This is a genomic window from Modestobacter sp. KNN46-3 (genome assembly GCF_011039295.1).
On the sequence record NZ_JAAKGN010000089.1, the window covers coordinates 1 to 19119 of the forward strand.

General features: G+C 74.5%; 16 protein-coding genes. 11 read left to right on the forward strand and 5 right to left on the reverse strand.

The genetic code is table 11. The features are described 5' to 3' along the window. From G5C62_RS17215 to G5C62_RS17225, 3 genes are all read right to left on the reverse strand, one after another. Window positions 1–709 (reverse strand): glycosyltransferase family 2 protein (locus G5C62_RS17215; RefSeq protein WP_164701981.1); only part of this gene is annotated, 709 nt, incomplete at its 3' end. Next, window positions 706–1794: a HEAT repeat domain-containing protein gene (locus tag G5C62_RS17220; protein ID WP_164701983.1), complete on the reverse strand. Its 1089-nt coding sequence runs from the start codon at window positions 1792–1794 to the stop codon at window positions 706–708. The genes G5C62_RS17215 and G5C62_RS17220, both read right to left, overlap by 4 nt. Next, entirely contained in the window at window positions 1791–2177 is a 387-nt protein-coding gene (locus tag G5C62_RS17225) for a response regulator transcription factor (RefSeq protein WP_164701984.1), read from the reverse strand. The genes G5C62_RS17220 and G5C62_RS17225 overlap by 4 nt, the downstream gene beginning before the upstream one ends. Before the next feature lie 171 nt (window positions 2178–2348). Here G5C62_RS17225 and G5C62_RS17230 point away from each other — a divergent pair, with 171 nt between their 5' ends. The 6 genes from G5C62_RS17230 to G5C62_RS17255 all read left to right on the forward strand — a co-directional run bounded on the left by G5C62_RS17230 (window position 2349) and on the right by G5C62_RS17255 (window position 11783). After that, window positions 2349–5090: a response regulator gene (locus G5C62_RS17230; RefSeq protein WP_164701985.1), complete on the forward strand. Its 2742-nt coding sequence runs from the start codon at window positions 2349–2351 to the stop codon at window positions 5088–5090. A gap of 46 nt (window positions 5091–5136) precedes the next feature. Continuing rightward, on the forward strand, window positions 5137–6441 hold the full coding sequence (gene serS / locus G5C62_RS17235) for a serine--tRNA ligase (RefSeq protein WP_164701986.1): 1305 nt from the start codon (window positions 5137–5139) through the stop codon (window positions 6439–6441). Then, complete coding sequence (locus tag G5C62_RS17240) at window positions 6438–7388, forward strand: HAD family hydrolase (protein ID WP_164701987.1); 951 nt, start codon at window positions 6438–6440, stop codon at window positions 7386–7388. Before serS ends, G5C62_RS17240 begins: the two co-directional genes overlap by 4 nt. Further along, on the forward strand, window positions 7381–8190 hold the full coding sequence (locus G5C62_RS17245) for an HAD family hydrolase (RefSeq protein ID WP_164701988.1): 810 nt from the start codon (window positions 7381–7383) through the stop codon (window positions 8188–8190). Before G5C62_RS17240 ends, G5C62_RS17245 begins: the two co-directional genes overlap by 8 nt. Before the next feature lie 121 nt (window positions 8191–8311). Further along, entirely contained in the window at window positions 8312–9955 is a 1644-nt protein-coding gene (locus tag G5C62_RS17250; protein WP_164701989.1) for a methyl-accepting chemotaxis protein, read from the forward strand. 196 nt (window positions 9956–10151) lie between these two features. Beyond that, window positions 10152–11783, forward strand: coding sequence for a methyl-accepting chemotaxis protein (locus tag G5C62_RS17255; RefSeq protein WP_164701994.1), 1632 nt, complete (start codon window positions 10152–10154; stop codon window positions 11781–11783). Window positions 11784–11891: 108 nt separating this feature from the next. Here the strand turns inward: G5C62_RS17255 and G5C62_RS17260 are convergent, their stop codons facing one another. Further along, window positions 11892–13391 carry a GAF domain-containing protein gene (locus G5C62_RS17260; RefSeq protein WP_164701990.1) on the reverse strand — a complete coding sequence of 500 codons (1500 nt, stop codon included), beginning with the start codon at window positions 13389–13391 and terminating at the stop codon, window positions 11892–11894. Window positions 13392–13532: 141 nt separating this feature from the next. Next, window positions 13533–13937, reverse strand: a complete 405-nt coding sequence (locus G5C62_RS17265) for a heme-binding protein (protein WP_036339425.1) — start codon at window positions 13935–13937, stop codon at window positions 13533–13535. Window positions 13938–14062: 125 nt separating this feature from the next. On the opposite strand from G5C62_RS17265, the gene G5C62_RS17270 reads away from it, so the two are divergent. From G5C62_RS17270 to G5C62_RS17290, 5 genes are read left to right on the forward strand one after another with little or no spacing between them, the layout of a single operon-like run. Beyond that, on the forward strand, window positions 14063–14512 hold the full coding sequence (locus G5C62_RS17270; protein ID WP_036339368.1) for a diol dehydratase small subunit: 450 nt from the start codon (window positions 14063–14065) through the stop codon (window positions 14510–14512). A gap of 12 nt (window positions 14513–14524) precedes the next feature. Next, window positions 14525–16237 (forward strand): propanediol/glycerol family dehydratase large subunit, encoded by a 1713-nt coding sequence (locus G5C62_RS17275; RefSeq protein ID WP_164701991.1) that lies wholly within the window; start codon window positions 14525–14527, stop codon window positions 16235–16237. Window positions 16238–16239: 2 nt separating this feature from the next. Further along, the gene (locus tag G5C62_RS17280) at window positions 16240–16824 is read left to right on the forward strand and encodes a propanediol/glycerol family dehydratase medium subunit (protein ID WP_164701992.1); all 585 of its coding nucleotides are present in this window, start codon (window positions 16240–16242) and stop codon (window positions 16822–16824) included. 1 nt (window position 16825) lies between these two features. Next, complete coding sequence (locus G5C62_RS17285; RefSeq protein ID WP_164701993.1) at window positions 16826–18712, forward strand: diol dehydratase reactivase subunit alpha; 1887 nt, start codon at window positions 16826–16828, stop codon at window positions 18710–18712. After that, on the forward strand, window positions 18697–19059 hold the full coding sequence (locus G5C62_RS17290) for a glycerol dehydratase reactivase beta/small subunit family protein (RefSeq protein WP_052091538.1): 363 nt from the start codon (window positions 18697–18699) through the stop codon (window positions 19057–19059). The genes G5C62_RS17285 and G5C62_RS17290 overlap by 16 nt, the downstream gene beginning before the upstream one ends. Window positions 19060–19119 lie beyond the last annotated feature (60 nt).

Consider the following 19119-nt stretch of genomic DNA (forward strand, 5'->3'; position numbering starts at 1 on the left):
GCAGGTACTCCACGGCCTGGATCCGCACCAGCCAGTTGCGCGACAGCCGCGGCTCCAGCACGGTGCCCCGGTCGGTGAGCGCCCCGTTGGCCGTCCGGATCACGCCACCGGAGGCCACCACCTGGGTCGGGTCCTCCACGAACGGCCGGGCCACCCGCAGCAGGGCGTCGGACTCCAGCAGCGAGTCGCCGTCGACCATGCAGACCAAGGGGTGCCGGGCGAGGTTGAGCCCGGCGTTGATCGCGTCCGACCGGCGTCCGACGCTGGTCTTGCGGATCACCGTGAGCGGGTCACCGGTGGTGGCGCGGTGCACGGAGAGGACCTCGCCGTCGACCCGCAGGGCCGCCGTCGGGTGCGGGACCACCTCGCGCAGCGCGTACCGCCGGGCCACCAGCTCGAAGGTCCGGTCGGTCGAACCGTCGTCGATCAGCACCACCTCCAGGGCCGGGTAGCGCTGGCCCAGGGCGGCGGCGAGGGTGTCCAGGACGCCGGCCTCCTCGTCGTGCGCGGGCACCAGCACCGAGACGGCCGGGGTCAACGGGCTGGCGAAGATCTCGTCGTGGCCCTCGGCGCCCTGCCAGCGGCGGCTGGCCGCCACCCGCCGGGCGCCGGCGAGCACCAGCAGCAGCATGGTGAGGTCGAGGACGACGACGTAGCCGAACACCGTCCAGTTCAGGCCCAGCACGACGTCGCCGGCCAGCTCCCTCATCGGGACGCCACCGCCTGACGCCACTGCCGGGCGGTCGCGACCGCGTCGAGTGCGGCCAGTGCGGCCCGGCCGGCCGGGCTGGTCCCGATCGACAGCACGCGGAGCCGGCCGCGGCCCTCGTCGCCGATGGCGGCCAGGGCGTCGGCACAGGCCGCCCGCACGCCGGGGTCGGTCGCGTGCAGGCCGGACACGAGCGGGGGGATGGCGGCGGGGTCGCCGATGCGGCCGAGGGCCTCGGCGGCGACCCGCTGCAGCCCGGGCACCGGCCCGGTCGAGAGCAGCTGGGTGAGCTCCGCCGTCGCCTGCGGTGAACCGATCCGGCCCAGGGCGGTGGCGGCGGCCCGGCGGACGTCGGCGGGCTGCCAGCGGTCGTGCACCAGGGTCAGCAGGCCGGGTGTCGCGGCGGGGTCGCCGTGCACGCCCAGCACCTCGGCGGCCAGGGCCTGGGCGGCCGGGCTGCCGTCGGTGAGGGCGGTGCGCAGCGCGGGCAGCACGGGCGTGCCGAGGTCCAGCAGGGCCATGCCGACGACGCCGAGCGGGAGCGGCCGTGCGCCGGTCAGCGCAGCGAGCAGTGGCGTGACGGACGTCGGGTCACCGGCCTTGCCGAGGGCGCGGGCGGCGGCGCTGCGGACGTCGGCGGACCGGTCGGTCAGGAGCGCCGCGAGCGCGGGGGTGTGGTCGGTGGCGGCGGCCGAGCCGAGGAGGGTCGCGGCCCGGCCCCGCCGCCAGGCGGCGCGGGCGGTCAGGTCGGCCACGGCCCGGTCGACGACCCCGCGGGCGGCCAGCACCCGCTGCAGGGCGCGCCGGTCGCTGCCGCGCAACTGGGGGAGCAGGTCGAGCACGAGGTCGTCGAGGAGCCGGGGGGCGGAGGTGAGCTGCGGGTCGACCGCACCGCCCGCCGGGTCGTCCCCGTCGTCGTCGAGCAGCGCGTGCACGGTGGGCATGAGCTCGGACCGGCGCCGGGCGTCGCGGGCCTGGGCGCGGGTCCGCTGCCGGTGCTGGAGCCCGACCGCCAGGAGGAGCACGACGACGAGCGCGGTGAGCACCACGCCCAGCACGAAGGCGACCCCGGCGACGGTGCTCACGCGGAGACGCTGCCCGCCGGCAGGGCGGCGGTGACCCGGCTGACCAGCTCCCGGGTGCTGAACGGCTTGGTGACGAAGTCGGTGGCGCCGGCCGCGAAGCCGCGCTCCAGGTCGGGCTCCTGCGCCTTGGCGGTCAGCAGCAGGACCGGGGTGCCGGCCAGGGTCGCGTCCGGGTCCTCGCGCACGGCCCGACAGACCTCCAGCCCGTTCATCCGCGGCATCATCCAGTCGAGCACGACCAGGTCCGGGCGCAGCTGCCGGATCGCGGCGAGACCCGCCTCGCCGTCGGTCTCGACGGTGATGCGCAGGCCGAGCCGGCTCAGCCGGAAGGCCACGAGGTCGGCGATGACGGGGTCGTCGTCGACGACCAGGACGTGGGTCATGGGGCTCCGATCAGAAGGGGGGGGTGCGCCGCTCCATCGGCAGATCGGCCGATCGACTGAAGCCGCCGCCGGGGCTGTGCTGCTGGGGTCAAGGAGCGGGCACCGCCGGTCGATGTCAGGGGGGTGACCACCGAGCAGTGCCCTGCCACGTCCCCGGGTCGACCCCTGCGGGTGCTCCTCCGGCGCCCGCTGCTGGTCGGGCTGGCCGCGCTGACCACGGTCGCGCTGACGACGCTGGGCCTGGCGGTGCTCGCCGTGGTGGTGCTCGGTGGCCGGGTCGACCGGGCGAACGAGACGCTCAGCGCCCTGCAGGACGGCCACAGCGCGATGATCAACCAGGAGACCGGCCTGCGCGGCTACCTGATCACCCGGGAGGACCGGTTCCTGCAGCCCTACTACCAGGGTGTCGCGGACATGGAGCAGTTGGAGGTCCAGCTCAACGGTCTGGCGGAGGAGGACGGCCCGCTGCTGGAAGAGCTGGCCGGGCTGGACGCGGCGGAGGCCCGGTGGACCGACAACTGGGTCACCCCGATGCTGGCCAGCCCGCCGGCGATGGCCGACGTCGCCGCGCTCAGTGACCTGCTCAGCCGGGACAAGCGCCTCTTCGACGCCTACCGGGAGGTGCAGGCGGACGTACGGGCCACCGTCGAGGACCGGCGCGACCGGGCGATCAGCCAGCAGCGGGTCGTGCTGCTCGGCGGGGCCGCGCTCGGGCTGGTGGTGGCCGGGGTCGTGGCCGTCGCCGTCCGGCGGGCGAACCGGCGACTGGCCGAGGAGCTGCTGCCGCCCACCCGGCAGGTACGGGACACCCTGGCCGCGCTGGCCGCCGGGGACGTCGACCGGCGGGCGACGCAGAGCGGTCCGACCGAGTTCCGGGAGATCACCGGGGACGTGAACGCCCTGGGGCAGGCGCTCAAGGACCGGAACGCCCTGGTGGCCGAACGGGAGCGCGAGCTGGTCGACGCGCGCGACCAGGCCGAGCGGGCCGGGCAGGCGAAGACCGCCTTCCTGGCCACCATGAGCCACGAGATCCGCACGCCGCTCAACGCCGTCCTCGGGCTGACCGACCTGCTGCTGACCACCGGGCTGACGCCCGAGCAGCGCGGCCACCTGGAGACGATCGCCAGCAGCGGCGACAGCCTGCTGACCCTGATCAACGACATCCTCGACTTCTCCAAGATCGAGGCCGGCGAGCTGGACCTGGAGACCGCGCCGTTCGACCTGCACGACCTGGTCTACGACGTGGCCCAGCTGCTCGCACCGCAGGCCGCGGGCAAGGGGCTGGACCTGCTCGTCGACGTCCCGGCCGACCGTTCCTGGCGGTTCGCCGGGGACGGGCCGCGGCTGCGGCAGGTGATCATCAACCTGGTCGGCAACGCGCTCAAGTTCACCCGGTCCGGGCAGGTCCTCATCGGGGTGACCGCAGGCCCCGGCGGCCCCGGCGACGACGTCTCCTGCGCGATCTCGGTCTCCGACACGGGCATCGGCATCCCGGCCACCCAGCGTCACCGGCTCTTCCGGTCCTTCAGCCAGGTCGACACCTCCACCACCCGTTCCTACGGCGGCACCGGACTGGGGCTGGCGATCAGCCAGCGCATCGCCCGGGCGATGGACGGGGACATCGAGGTCGACAGCGAGGCCGGTCGTGGCTCCACGTTCACCGTCCGGGTGCGGCTGGAGGCCCTGGCGGACCAGCAGCCGTCGTACGCGACCGGCCTGGCCGGCCGCCGGGTGCTGGTCGTGGACGACAACCCGACCAACCTGCGGATCCTGGACCACCAGCTGACCCAGTACGGGGCGCACTGCGTCCTGGCCGCCGGCGCCGCCGAGGCGCTCCAGGAACTGGCCGCCGGCGACCCCTTCGACCTCGCGGTCCTCGACCTGCACATGCCGGGGATGGACGGCATCGCGCTCGCCGATGCGGTGCACGCGCGGCCGGGGACGGCCACGCTCCCGCTCGTCCTGCTCAGCAGCTCCGCGGGCGTCCACGCCGACGAGCTCACGGAGTTCGCCGCCCGGCTGCACAAGCCGGTCCGCCCCGACCGGCTGCTGAGCACCCTGTGCACGGTCCTGTCGGCCGCGGCCGGCGGGGCGCACGCCACGCGGGCGGCGTCCGGGCAGCCGGCCACCGCTGCGGCCACCGACCGGCTGCGGGTCCTCGTGGCCGAGGACCACGCGGTCAACGCCCGGCTCATGAGCCTCTACCTGGACCAGCTCGGCCACGACTGCGACCACGTCGAGAACGGCCGGCAGGCGGTGGACGCCGTGATCGCCGGCACCTACGACGTCGTGCTGATGGACGCGCAGATGCCGGTCATGGGCGGGGTGGACGCCACCGCGGCGATCCGCGCCCTGCCCGGGCCCCAGCCGGTGGTCATGGCGGTCACCGCGAGCGTCCTGGCCAGCGACCGGGCGGCCTTCCTCGAGGCCGGCGCCGACCTGTTCCTCACCAAGCCGGTCCGGCTCGCCGTCCTCGAGCAGGCGCTGAGCCCCTACGTCACCAGGGGGCCCGCGTCGGTGCCGGCTGCGCCGGACGCGGCGGCGGCCGCCACCGGCGAGGTGCCGGCCCTGGACGCCGAGACCGTCGACGAACTGCGGGACCTCGGCGACGACGGGTTCCGGCACCTGTACGGGCAGTACGTCACCAGCCTGGAGTCCACGGTCGCCGCCCTGCTGGCCGCCGCCGGGGGGCCGGCGCAGGAGGACGACGAGGAGTCGATGGACCGGCTGGCCCACCGGCTGAAGGGCAGCAGCGCGGCGCTCGGTGCGCTGCGGCTCGCCGAGCTCTGCCAGCGGCTCGAGGACCTCGGCAGCGGCCTGTCGCCGGCGCACGGGGACCTGCTGACCACGCTGGAGGAGGAGAGCACCCGGGTGCGGTCGGCGGTGCGGACCCTGCTCGAGGCCCCGCAGTGACCTCGGGCGGTCCGTGCCCGCGGCGCGCGGCACCTACGATCAGGCGGTGATCGACCTGCGCCTCGTCCGCGAGAACCCCGACCTCGTCCGCGCCAGCCAGGGTGCCCGGGGTGCCGATGAGTCCCTGGTCGACGCCCTGCTGGCCGCGGACGCCGAACGCCGGGCCGCCGTGAAGGCCGCCGACGACCTGCGCGGGGAGCAGAAGGCGGCGTCCCAGGCGGTGAAGAAGGCCAGCCCCGAGGAGCGTCCCGCCGTCCTGGAGAAGGCGAAGGCGCTGGCCGCGCAGGTGAAGGAGGCCGAGGAGGCCGAGCGCACCGCCGACGCGGCGCTGCACGCCCTGCACCTGCGGATCCCCAACGTCGTCCACCCCGACGTGCCGCCGGGCGGCGAGGACGACGCGGTGGAGATCCGGACCGTGGGGGAGGTGCCCACCTACGACTTCGAGGTGAAGGACCACCTGCAGATCGGTGAGGCCCTTGGCGCCATCGACATGGAGCGCGGCGCCAAGGTCTCCGGCGCCCGCTTCTACTTCCTCACCGGCCCGGGCGCGCTGCTGGAGTTCGCGTTGGCCCAGCTGGCGATCACCCGCGCCGTCGCCGCCGGCTTCACCCCGGTCGTCGCGCCGGCGCTGGTCAAGCCCGAGGCGATGGAGGGCACCGGCTTCCTCGGCGAGCACGACGAGGAGGTGTACCGGATCGAGCGGGACGACCTGTACCTCGTCGGCACCTCCGAGGTCGCGCTGGCCGGCATGCACGCCCGTGAGGTGCTCGACCTCTCCGCCGGCCCCAAGCGGTACGCCGGCTGGTCCTCCTGCTTCCGGCGCGAGGCCGGCTCCTACGGCAAGGACACCCGCGGCATCATCCGGGTGCACTGGTTCGACAAGGTGGAGATGTTCAGCTTCTGCGCGCCCGAGGACGCCGCCGCCGAGCACCGCCGGCTGCTGCAGTGGGAGGAGGAGTTCCTCTCCGCCCTCGAACTGCCCTACCGGGTGGTCGACATCGCCGCCGGTGACCTGGGCACCAGCGCCGCCCGCAAGTTCGACATCGAGGCGTGGTTCCCCAGCCAGGGCGCCTACCGGGAGCTCACCAGCACGTCGGACTGCACCACCTTCCAGGCCCGCCGGCTGCAGGTCCGCAGCCGGGACGCCGACGGCAGGCCGCAGCCGGTCGCCACGCTGAACGGCACGCTGTGCGCGATCGCCCGCACCATCGCCTGCCTGCTCGAGGTGCACCAGCGGGCCGACGGCTCGGTGCACGTCCCGGCGGCGCTGCGCCCCTGGCTGGGTGGCCACGAGGTCCTCACCCCGGGGATGTCCCTGGCCGCGGTCGCCGCTCCGGGGGTCCCCGCATGACCGCCCAGCCGCACGGGGGCGGCCTGACCGCCCCGGCCGCCGCCCTGCACGCCACCGAGGTCGTCGACCTGGGCGACCTGCGCGCCCGGCTCGGCGGCTGGCGGCCGAAGCTGGTGGTCAGCGACCTGGACGGCACGCTGCTCGGCTCGGCAGGGACCGTCAGCCCCCGTACCGCCGAGGCCATCGACGCCTGCCGCGGCGCGGGCGTCCCGTTCGTCGGGGCCACCGGCCGCGGCCCCCGCCTGCTGGAGAGCGTCCGCGCCGCGCTGGGCGGCCAGGGGTTCGCCGTCCTGGCCCAGGGCGGGTACGTCGTCCGGTTCGGCTCCGACGGCGCCGCCGACGAGGTGCTGCGCACCGTCGGCATGGCCCGCGACGTCGCCACCGAGGTCATCGCCGCCATCGAGGAGGTCGCCGGCGAGCTGGTCGTGGCGGTCGAGGACGCCGCCGAGCAGGCCGAGGCGCTGCGCCCGCTGCGTGTCCAGCACGGCTTCGACTGGCCCTACCCGGAGCCGGCGCACCTGCTGCCCCGGCACCAGGTGCTGCCGGTCGGTGCCGTGCTCAAGGTGTTCCTGCGCTCCGCCCGGCTGGGCGAGGACGAGCTGGTCGCGCTGGCGCGATCGGTCGTCGACCCGGCGGTCGCCGAGCTGACGCACGCCGGCCTGGGCTTCATCGAGGTGCTGCCGCCGGGGGTCACCAAGGCCACCGGGCTGGCCGTCGTCCTGGACCAGGTGGGCGTCGGGTTCGGCGACGTGCTGGTGTTCGGCGACATGCCCAACGACCTGCCGATGATCGAGGCGGTCACCGCAGCCGGCGGTCGGGCGGTCGCCGTGGCCAACGCCCACCCCGCCGTCCGGGCCGCCGCCGGCGACCGGACCAGCGGGCACGACGCCGACGGCGTCGCCCGCTACGTCGAGGCCGTGCTCGCGCTGGGGGAGACCGATGTCTGACTGGCGCCCGAAGCTCATCGTCAGCGACCTCGACGGCACGCTGCTGCGCAGCGACGAGACGATCAGCGACGAGACCCTGGCCGAGCTGCAGCGCTGGGCCGGCGAGGGGGTGCCGCTGGTGCTGGCCACCGGCCGCCCGCCCCGCTGGATGCTCGGGGTGCGGGACCGCCTGGGCGGCGGCACCGCGATCTGCTGCAACGGCGCGGTGCTGCTGGACCTGGGGGAGTTCCAGGTGCTGGAGGAGCACCCGGTCCAGCCGGAGGTGCTCCAGCAGATCACCGGGCAGTTGCGCGAGCACCAGCCGGACACCTGGTTCGCGGTGGAGTACGGCGACCAGTTCCGGCACGAGCCGATCTACCAGCCGCGCTGGGACCGGGGCGCCCCCGGCGTCGCGGTGGCCACGCTGGCCGAGATGGTCGCCCAGCCGGTGGCCAAGCTGCTGGCCCGGCACGAGCGACTGGGGCGCGACGAGTTCGTCGCCCTGGTCGCCGAGGTCGTGGGGGACGCCGCCACGGTCACCACCTCATCCTCCGACGCGATGGCCGAGATCTCCGCCCGCGGCGTCACCAAGGCCACCGGCCTCGCGCGGCTCGCCGCCGAACGAGGGCTGAGGCCGGCCGACGTCGTCTACTTCGGCGACATGCCCAACGACCTGGCCGCGTTCGACTGGGTGCGCGAGGGTGGCGGCCGCGCCGTGGCGATGGCGCACGCGCACCCGGACGTGCTCGCAGCGGCCACCGACGTGACCGACTCGAACGACGCCGAGGGCGTCGCGACGCTGCTGGCCTCGCTGCGCGCCTGACCGGTCCACCCACGCGGACCCATCGGTTCCGTAACCGGGTCTCAGGTGGAGTCGTTCCTCCGTGGTGCCGATCCCATGGGCGAGGGGCGCGCTGGTGCGCCCGAGCGACGAGAGGCACGCCATGGACGCGACGAACGACCACGACCCCGCAACGCATGCTCCTGGACCGGCGGACGAGCCCGGGCGCAGCGCGCTGGCCCGGCTCGGGTTGCGCGGCAGGCTGCTCGCCGCCTTCCTCACCGTCGCCCTGATGACCCTCGTCGTCGGTGGCCTCGGCATCTCGCGGATGGCTGCGCTCAGCCACCAGGCCGAGGCGGTCTACGAGGAGGGGGCCGTCCCGCTCCGCGACATCCTGCTGCTGCGGTCGGTCTACTGGGAGCTGCAGGCGGCCGGCTCCCGGGCCATGACCCCCGGCCTCACGCCGGATCTGGTGCAGGCCCTGCAGGAGCAGTCGGTCGAGATCCGCGGGACGCTGGACGAGCTCCGGGCCGGCCTGGCGGAGGCCTCCCTCGGGGCCGACACGGAGGCCGCGTTCCAGGACTTCCAGACCGCGATCGAGCTGTACGACGAGACCAGTGCCCAGATGGCGGAGATCGGCGCGGCCGGTGGGGACATCTACTCGGTCCTGCCGACGCTGATCCAGGCCGAGGAGGACGCCGTCGCCGCACTGAACGCGGGCACCGACGCGCAGATCGCCACCACCGAGGCCACCGTCCAGGAGGCCCGCGACGCGTACACCTCGGGGCGCACGCTGACGCTGCTCGGTGTGGCGATCGGCCTCGCGGTCTCCGTCGCGCTGGCCGTCCTGATGGCCCGCAGCGTCACCCGCCCGGTCCAGCGGATCCGGGAGACCCTGGAGCAGGTGGCCGGCGGTGACCTGCGGGTGCGCGCCGGCCGGACCGGTGGTGCCGAGCTGGGCCAGGTCGCGGAGTCCCTCGACGAGACGCTGGATGCGCTGGGGGGCGTGCTCAGCCTGGTCAACGACTCGGCCGGGCGGCTGGCCACGGCGTCGCTGCAGTTGAACGCGGGTGCGGAGGCGATGGCCAGCAACGCGCGGAACGCGGCGGGGCAGGCCGACGTCGTGGTGGCCTCGGCCGGCGAGGTCGCCGCCAGCGTGGACACGGTGTCGACCGGGTCCCAGCAGATGGAGGCCGCGATCCGGGAGATCAGTCGGAACGCCAGCGAGGCGTCGCGGGTGGCCGGGCAGGCGGTGAACGTCGCGGAGAACACCACTCGCACGGTCGGCAAGCTGGGTGACTCCTCGCAGGAGATCGCCACGGTGGTGAAGCTGATCAACGGGATCGCGGAGCAGACGAACCTGCTGGCGCTGAACGCCACGATCGAGGCCGCGCGGGCCGGTGAGGCGGGCAAGGGGTTCGCGGTGGTGGCCAGTGAGGTGAAGGAGCTGGCGCAGGAGACCGCCCGGGCGACGGAGGACATCTCCCGCCGGGTCGAGGCGATCCAGGCCGACACGGCGGGTGCCGTCGACGCGATCGGGGAGATCAGCACCGTCATCGGTCAGATCAACGACTTCCAGGCCACCATCGCCGCGGCGGTGGAGGAGCAGACCGCCACCACCAACGAGATGAACCGCAACGTCGCCGAGGCGGCGGGCAGCTCGCGCAGCATCGCCACCGCGATCACCGGGCTGGCTGCCGGTACGGCGGAGACCAACCAGCGGGTCGAGGACGCCCAGCGGTCCGCGGTCGAGCTGGCCCGGATGAGCGACGAGCTGCAGGACGCGGTCAGCCGGTTCACCGTCTGACGCAGGACCCGACCCGGCGGCGCCGGTCACCGCAGCTCGCGGTGGCCGGCGCCGTCGTCGTCCCCGGTGCCGGCGGGTCCAGCCCGGGAACGGTCGCGCGCGACACATGGGGTCAAGGACGCGGCGTCGCTGCCGATGACATCGTGGGTGGGCCGCACGGGCGCGCCCGTGGGCAGAAGAGGGACAGATGGACGTCATGGCGCAGGGACCGGCAACCGGCACCGAGTGGAGGAGGGCCGGGCGCTCGTCGCTGGCCGGCCGGGTGGGGCTGCGTGGCCGCCTGCTGCTGGCGATCCTGCTGGTGGCGCTGACCACGCTGACCGTCGGCCTGGTCGGCATCCAGCGGATGTCGGCGCTCAGTGAGACCGCCGCCGAGGTCCACGAGGAGGGCGGTGTGCCGCTGGACGGGCTGCGCCAGCTGCAGGCCCAGTGGTGGGAGCTGCAGGCCTACTCCGCCCGGACGAGCATCCCCACGCTGCCGCCCCAGACGCTGGCCGCGTCCGCCCAGGGCTTCACCGACGGGCTGGAGGCCCTGGCCGCGCAGACCGCAGCCGTCGCGGAGATGCCGCTGACCCCGCAGAGCCGGGCGGCCTTCGAGACCTTCTCCGCAGGGACCGAGGAGTACCTGTCCCTGCTCGCCCAGCTCCAGCAGGCCCCCGGGGGCGACCTCGCGGCGGCGGGCCCGATCATCCAGGCGATGACCGCCGCCCAGGCCACCATCTCCGAGGCGCTGGTCACCGCCACCAGCGCTGCCCAGGAGGCGGCTGTGGGCAAGGCCCAGGAGGCGGAGGACGCCTACACCAGTGCCCGCACCCTCACGGTGGCGATCATCGTCATCGGGCTGTTCGTCTCCGTGGTGCTGGCCCTGCTCGTCGTCCGCTCGGTGATGGGCCCCGTGCAGCGGGTGCGGGAGGTCCTCGACCAGGTGGCCGACGGGGACCTCAGCGTCCGGGCCGGCGCCACCGGTGGTGCCGAGATCGGTGAGGTCGCCCGCTCGCTCGACTCGACCCTGGAGTCGCTCAGCGGCGTGCTGCGGCTGGTCAACGACTCCGCCGGCCGGCTGGCGGTGGCCTCGCAGGCGCTGAACACCGGCGCTGCCGGCATGGCTCGGAGCGCGCAGGCGGCGACCGGCCAGGCCGACGTCGTCGTCAGCTCCGCCGGGGAGGTCGCCGCCAGCGTCGACACCGTCGCCACCGGCTCCCAGCAGATGGAGGCCGCGATCCGGGAGATCAGTCGGAACGCCAGCGAGGCGTCGCGGGTGGCCGGGCAGGCGGTGAACGTCGCGGAGAACACCACTCGCACGGTCGGCAAGCTGGGTGACTCCTCGCAGGAGATCGCCACGGTGGTGAAGCTGATCAACGGGATCGCGGAGCAGACGAACCTGCTGGCGCTGAACGCCACGATCGAGGCCGCGCGGGCCGGTGAGGCGGGCAAGGGGTTCGCGGTGGTGGCCAGTGAGGTGAAGGAGCTGGCGCAGGAGACCGCCCAGGCGACGGAGGACATCTCCCGCCGGGTCGAGGCGATCCAGGCCGACACGGCGGGTGCCGTCGACGCGATCGGGGAGATCAGCACCGTCATCGGTCAGATCAACGACTACCAGGCCACCATCGCCGCGGCGGTGGAGGAGCAGACCGCCACCACCAACGAGATGAACCGCAACGTCGCCGAGGCGGCGGGCAGCTCGCGCAGCATCGCCACCGCGATCTCCGGTCTCGCCGCGGGCACCCAGCAGACCAACGAGGGCGTCGCGGAGGCGCAGCGCTCGGCCGCGGACCTGGCCCGGATGAGCGACGAGCTGCAGGACGCCGTCCGGCGGTTCACCGTCTGACCTGTGGTCCTCTCGGACCACACCGCGGCCACGTGCCGTCCCGGCCTCAGGCCGATCCGATCCCGCGAGCCGGGCAGGACCCTCCGGTCCTGCCCGGCTCGCGGCCGTTCAGTCGGCCAGCAGTCGCGCGCGACGGACGGCCACCGACGCCGACCGCGGGTCGTCCGGGGGCAGGAGCTCGGCCAGCCGGTCGTGGACCGCGCCGTCGTGCTCGCCCAGGGGGTGCGTGCTGAACGTGTGCAGCAGCTCGGGGTCGTCGGCGGCGAGCACGGCGCGGCGCAGGCCCGCGGTGAGCTCGTCGCTCAACTGCCGGATCGTCGGCGCCTCCGACCGGGGCAGGACCGGGCCGCGGCAGGCGCTGAGGGCGGCGTCCACGCGCCGGGCCGCCAGCGCCCGACCCGCGGTCTCGACGTCACTGGCGACCTCGGCCACCAACCGGTACGGCCGGGTCTGCAGCAGGTCCGCGCCGACGACCGCACGGAGCCGGCGGATCTCGCCGCGCACCGTCGTCTGGTTCCCGCGGTCGCCGTACAGCAGCCGGGCGAGCTGTTCCCCGGTGAGGCCGTCGGGGTGCCGGGCGAGGAGGAGGAGGACCTCCGCCAGGCGCAGGGGCAGCGGGATCCAGCGGCCGTCGACGACCACCGTGGGCGTCCCCTCCCCGGTGCACCGCAACGACAGCGCGTGCGCAGCCGGGCGGGGTGCCGGCCGGGCGCGGCGTACCGCAGTCCGGAGCAGGCAGCCGTCCGGGAGCCGCTCGACCTGCGCCTCCCGCCCGTCGGGCAGCGTCACCTGGTCGGTGTCGTCCAGCTGGACCCGCGCCGGCCACCGCCCGTCGGGCTCGGCGGCCAGCACCCGGCCGCTCGGGGTCACGAAGGCCGCGGCCTCGCCGTCCCGGCGGGACAGCGGCAGCCGGAGCCGCAGGTTGTGGTCGGCGATGGCGACCCGGACCCGCAGCTGGTCCTCGGCGAGCCGTGCGGTGGCCGCGACCAGCTGCGCCAGGGCCGGGTGCACCGTCTGCAGCGGACCGCTCACGTCGAGGACGCCGATGACCGCCCCGGTGTCCGGGTCGTGCACCGGCGCCGCGACGCACGTCCAGGAGTGGTACGTGCGGACCAGGTGCTCCGCCGAGTGGATCTGCACCGGCGCCCCGACGGCGAGCGCCGTGCCCATCGCGTTCGTCCCGATGGCCCCCTCGCTCCAGTCGGTGCCGGGGAAGAGGCCGACCCGGTCCGCCCGCCCGAGGAGCTCCCGGTCGCCGTCGCGCCACAGGACGTGGCCGGCGCCGTCGGTCACCAGGACCAGGTGCGCCACCTCGTCGGCGACGCCCGCCAGCGCGCTGCGCAGCAGGGGCATGACCGCGTTCAGCGGATGGGCGGCGCGGAGGTCGTCCAGCTCGTCGGGTGCGTGGACCACCGGAGGGCTACGGCGCTCCGGGTCGACGTGGGCGGCGAGGCTCCGCTCCCAGGACGCGGAGACCACCGGACGGGGGGCGCGGCGGACGGTGCCCTGACCGAGCACCGCGTCGAACGTCTCAGCCAGCGCGCGGGCGCGCTCGCGGGGGGCGAGGTGCTCGTCCTCGTCGGCCAGGTGCTCTGCATCGCACGACATCGCACCCCCGAGCGGCCTCGCAGCGCAGACGCCGGCACTGGCGTCGGTGCGGATCATCGCTCACGCCCGGACCCCGGGCAACCAGCCGCGGGAGGTCGCCCCGCGGTCCCGGGCGGCTGAGTCGCAGGCCGCTGCCGCGGCTCAGCCGAGGGCCGCTGCCGCGGCGGTGGCGACGTCGACGTCCTGGGCCACCGATCCCGCGCTCACCCCGACGGCACCCACGATCACGCCGTCCCGCTCCAGGGGGATCCCGCCGCCGAAGGCGACCATCCCACCGGCGGTCTGCTCCAGGCCGTAGAGCTCGGCGCCCGGCTGCACCAGGTCGGTCAGGGCGGCCGTGGGCAGGGCCATCAGCACCGAGGTGACGGCCTTGCGGGTGGAGATGTCGATGCTCGCCTTGATGGCGCCGTCCATCCGCCCGAACGCGAGCAGGTGGCCGCCGTCGTCGACGACGGCGACGTTCATCGGCTGGCCGATCTCCTCGGCCCGGGCGATGCCGGCGTCCAGGACCCGGCGGGCGTCGGCGTGCGAGAGCGATGTGGTCATCGTCACAGCCAAGCAGTCCGGGTGGTCCCCGGTACAGCCCCGTCGTCGGGCCTCCGGAGGCAACGAACAGGCAACGTATCCTGTGTCACAGTCCCGGTGAACTGGCGGACGAGGAGGGATGCCCGATGAGCACCTCGCAGGACACCAGGCTGGCCGCGGGGGACTACCCGCTGTCGGTCAACCGACCGGAGCTGCTCCGGACCCCGACCGGCAAGCCGATCACCGCGCTGACGATGGACGCGGTGCTGTCGGGGGAGCTGTCGGCCGAGGACCTGCGGATCGCCCCGGAGACGCTGGAGCTGCAGGCCCAGCTGGCCGACGCGAGCAACCGCCCGCAGCTGGCGATGAACTTCCGGCGGGCGGCGGAGATGTGCGCGATCCCCGACGCCGAGGTGCTCGGGATGTACAACGCGCTGCGCCCGCGCGCCTCCACCGCCGATCAGCTGGCCTCCATGGCCGATCGGCTGGAGGGGACCTGGTCGGCGCCCGTCTGCGCGGCCCTCGTCCGGGAGGCGGCCGAGGTCTACGCCCGCCGCGACCTGCTCGCCCGGCCCGCCGCCGGGTCCGAGGACTGAGAGGACACGCCCATGACCACCACCCAGCCGCGGCGCTCGCCCGAGCCACGGCACTCGCTGCGCACCGACGTCCTCGAGGCGCGGCCGGTCAACCTCGACGGGTTCGTCGAGGAGTGGCCCGAGAAGGGCCTCGTCGCGATGGAGAGCGCGTACGACCCGGCGCCCAGCGTGCGGGTCGAGGACGGGCGCATCGTCGAGCTGGACGGCAGGCAGCGCGCCGACTTCGACTTCATGGACACCTTCATCGCCGACCACGCCATCGACGTGGCCTCGGCCGAGGAGTCCAACGCCCTCCCCTCCGCCGAGATCGCCCGGATGCTGATCGACCCCCGTGCCTCCCGGGACGACGTCCTCGCGGTCACCCGGGGCCTGACCCCGGCGAAGGTGCTCGACGTCCTCAAGCTGATGAACGTCGTCGAGATCATGCAGGGGATGCAGAAGATGCGGGCCCGGCGGACGCCGGCCAACCAAGCGCACTCCACCAGCGCCCGGGACAACCCCGTCCAGGTCGCCGCCGACGCGGCGGAGGGCGCGTTGCGCGGCTTCGCCGAGCTGGAGACGACGCTGGGCGTGCTGCGCTACGCACCGCTGGTGGCCATCGCGCTGCAGGTCGGTGCCCAGGTCGGGCGCGGGGGCGTGCTGACCCAGTGCGCGCTGGAGGAGGCCACCGAGCTCGAGCTCGGCATGCGCGGCATCACCGCCTACGCCGAGACGATCTCCATCTACGGCACCGAGTCGGTGTTCATCGACGGGGACGACACCCCCTGGTCCAAGGCGTTCCTCGCCTCCGCCTATGCCTCCCGCGGGATCAAGATGCGCTTCACCTCCGGCACCGGGTCGGAGGTGCAGATGGGCAACGCCGAGGGCAAGTCGATGCTCTACCTGGAGATCCGCTGCATCCTGATGGCCAAGGGCGCGGGGGTGCAAGGGCTGCAGAACGGCTCGATCAGCTGCATCGGGGTGCCCGGTGCCGTGCCGGGCGGGCTGCGTGCGGTGGCCGCGGAGAACCTGGTCGCCAGCATGATGGACCTGGAGTGCGCCTCCGGGAACGACCAGTCCTTCTCGCACTCGGCGATGCGCCGGACCGCCCGGATGATGCCGCAGCTGCTGCCCGGCACCGACTTCGTCTGCTCGGGCTTCTCGGCGGTGCCGAACGCGGACAACATGTTCGCCGGGTCGAACTTCGACACCGAGGACTACGACGACTGGAACACCATCCAGCGCGACTTCCAGGTCGACGGCGGGCTGCGGCACGTGCGCGAGGACGAGATCCTGCTGGCTCGGAGCAAGGCGGCCCGCGCCCTCCAGGCACTGTTCGCGTACCTCGACCTGCCGGCCGTCACCGACGAGGAGGTGGAGGCGGCGACCTACGCCAACTCCTCCGCCGACTACCCCTTCCGGGACGTGCTGGCCGACCTCAAGGGCGCCCAGGCGGTCATGGACCGCGGCATCACCGGCCTCGACATCGTCAAGGGGCTGGAGGCGAGCGGCTTCCACGACGTCGCCGAGAACCTGCTGACCGTGCTGCGCCAGCGGGTGTCCGGTGACCTGCTGCAGACCTCCGCCGTCCTCACCGCCGACTTCACCCCGCTGTCGGCCATCAACGACCCGAACGACTACGCCGGCCCCGGCACCGGCTACCGCCTGCAGGGAGAACGCTGGGCGGAGCTGAAGAAGCTCCGGCACGTCACGTCGGCGACGGACCCCGAGACCGAGGTCGGCTGACCATGACGCTCTCCACGTCCACCCGCACCGTCAGCCTCCGCGAGCGGTCCCCGGCGACCCGCGGGACCCGGCCCGACGAGGTGGTGATCGCCGTGTCCCCGGCCTTCGCGGGGCACTTCACCAAGACGATCGTCGACGTCCCGCACGCCGAGGTGCTGCGCCAGCTGATGGCCGGCATCGAGGAGCAGGGAGTGGGCGTCCGGCTGGTCCGGGTCCGGGACACCGCGGACCTGGCGGCCATCGCGCACATCGGGGCCAAGCTCTCCGGCTCCGGCATCTCCGTCGGGATCCTGTCCCGCGGGACGACGATGATCCACCAGAAGGACCTCGCCCGGCTGAGCAACCTGGAGCTGTTCCCGCAGTCGCCGCTGCTGGACCCGGCGGTGTTCCGGATGATCGGCTCCAACGCCGCGCAGTACGCCAAGGGGGAGTCCCCCCAGCCGGTGCCCACGCGCAACGACCAGATGGCCAGACCGCGCTGGCAGGCGAAGGCCGCGCTCCTGCACCTCAAGGAGTTCGAGTGCATCGCGGCAGGCAAGGGCCCGGTGGAGGTCGAGGCCGTGTTCGAGCTGACCGACGCGGGCTGAGGTGGGTGCGCCCGGCCACGACCCGTCGTCGGCCCGGCTGGTGGTCGGCGTCGACATCGGCAACTCGACGACCGAGGCGTGCCTGGCCGAGCTCGCCCCGGACGGGTCGCTGACGTACCTGGGCGCCGACCTGACCCGGACCACCGGGGTCAAGGGCACGCCGGACAACACCGTCGGCGCGCTCCGGGTGGTCCGCGACGTGCTGGCCCGGGCCGGCCGACGCCCCGACGAGGTGCACACCGTGCTGCTCAACGAGGCGACCCCGGTGATCAGCGGCCTGGCGATGGAGACCATCACCGAGACGATCATCACCGAGTCCACGATGATCGGGCACAACCCGACCACCCCGGGTGGCGTGGGGCTCGCCGTCGGCACCACCGTGTCGATCGCCGACCTCACCGCACAGCCGCCGGGCGAGCCGGTGGTCTGCGTGGTCCCGGCCGGATGGGACTTCGACGACGTGGCGCGGGTGGTCAACGCCGCCGTCGCCGGTGGGGTGGCGGTGGTGGCCGCCGTCCTCGCCGGGGACGACGCCGTGCTGGTCACCAACCGGCTGGACCGGGCGGTGCCCGTCGTCGACGAGGTGCGGGCGGTCGAGAAGGTGCCGCTGGGCATGCTGGCCGCGGTCGAGGTGGCCGCGCCGGGGCGGACCATCCGCACCCTGTCGGACTCCTACGGGCTGGCCTCGGTGTTCGGCCTCGACCCGGACCAGACCCGGGCGGTCTCGCCGGTCGCGCGTGCGCTCACCGGGAACCGTTCGGCGGTGGTGGTGCGCACCCCGTCCGGTGACGTCACCGATCGGCGGATCCCGGTGGGCGAGCTGGTGCTGCGCGGGGCGGGGAGGGAGCTCCGCGTCGACGTCGACGCCGGGGCCGAGGCGATCATGGCCACCGTCGCCCGGCTGCAACCGCTCGACGACGTGCACGGGGAACCCGGCACCCACGTCGGCGGGATGCTCGCCCAGGTCCGCGACACCATGTCCGACGTGCTGCACGGCGCCGACGGATCGGCGCAGCCGGCGTCCGAGATCGCCATCCGCGACGTCCTGGCGGTCGACACGTTCGTCCCGGCCGAGGTGCGCGGGGGACTGGCCGGTGAGATCGCGCTGGAGAACGCCGTCGCGCTCGCGGCGATGGTGCGGACCAGCCGCAGCCGCATGCAGCTGGTCGCCGACCAGGTGTCCGCGGAGCTCGGGGCGCGGGCGGAGATCGGCGGTGTCGAGGGGGAGATGGCCGTGGGCGGGGCGCTGACCACCCCCGGCGTCGACCGGCCGGTCGCCGTCCTGGACCTGGGTGGCGGGTCGACCGACGCCGCGCTGATGACCGTGGACGGCGTGTGCACCGCCGTCCACGTGGCCGGCGCCGGGGAGCTGGTCACCAAGCTGATCGACTCCGAGCTGGCGCTGGGTGACCGGGAGGTCGCCGAGGGCGTGAAGTGGCACCCGCTGGCCAAGGTGGAGAGCTTCTTCCACCTGCGGCACGAGGACGGCACCGTCCAGTTCTTCGACCAGCCGTTCCCGCCGCACGTGTTCGCCCGAGTCGTGGTGCTCACCCCGGACGGCCCGGTGCCCGTCGAGACCCGGCACGGCCTCGACCACGTCCGCCGGGTCCGCCGGGCGGCGAAGAGCCGGGTGTTCGTGGTCAACGCCGTCCGGGCGCTGCGGCAGGTCGCGCCGGGTGGCGACCTCCGGGCCCTGGACTTCGTGGTGCTGCTGGGCGGCTCGGCGCTGGACTTCGAGATCCCCGAGCTGATCGCCGACGAGCTCGCGCCCTACGGCATCGTCTGCGGGACGGGCAACGTGCTGGGCACCCAGGGCCCGCGCAACGCGGTCGCGTCCGGGCTGGTCCGGGCGCACGCAGCTGCGTCGTCGCCGTGCCCGGCCGGGTGACCGACGCCCGGCAGCGGCCGGCCGTGGTGGTCCACCGTTCCCCCGGCGCACCGGCTGCGGTGCTGCGCGAGGTCTGCGCCGGCGCGGAGGAGGAGGGGGTGCCCACCGAGCTCGTCGACGTCCCGGATCAGCCGGAGGACGCCGTCGGGCTGGCGCACGCGGCCGCCCTCGACTCCCCGCTGGAGGTCGGCGTCGGCGTCGATGCCGCAGGTGCAGTCGCGGTGCACCACGGCAAGCTGCCCGCCCACCGCCCGGCGACGACGACCGGCCCGGACGCCGGACCCCGGGACTGGCGCCGGACCGGCCGGACCGCGGCCCGGATCGTCAAGGGCCTGCCGCTGGGCTGACCGCGGCTAGAGGTACTGGCCTCCGCCGGGCCGGTGCTCCTGGGCCGGCGCACCCGGGGG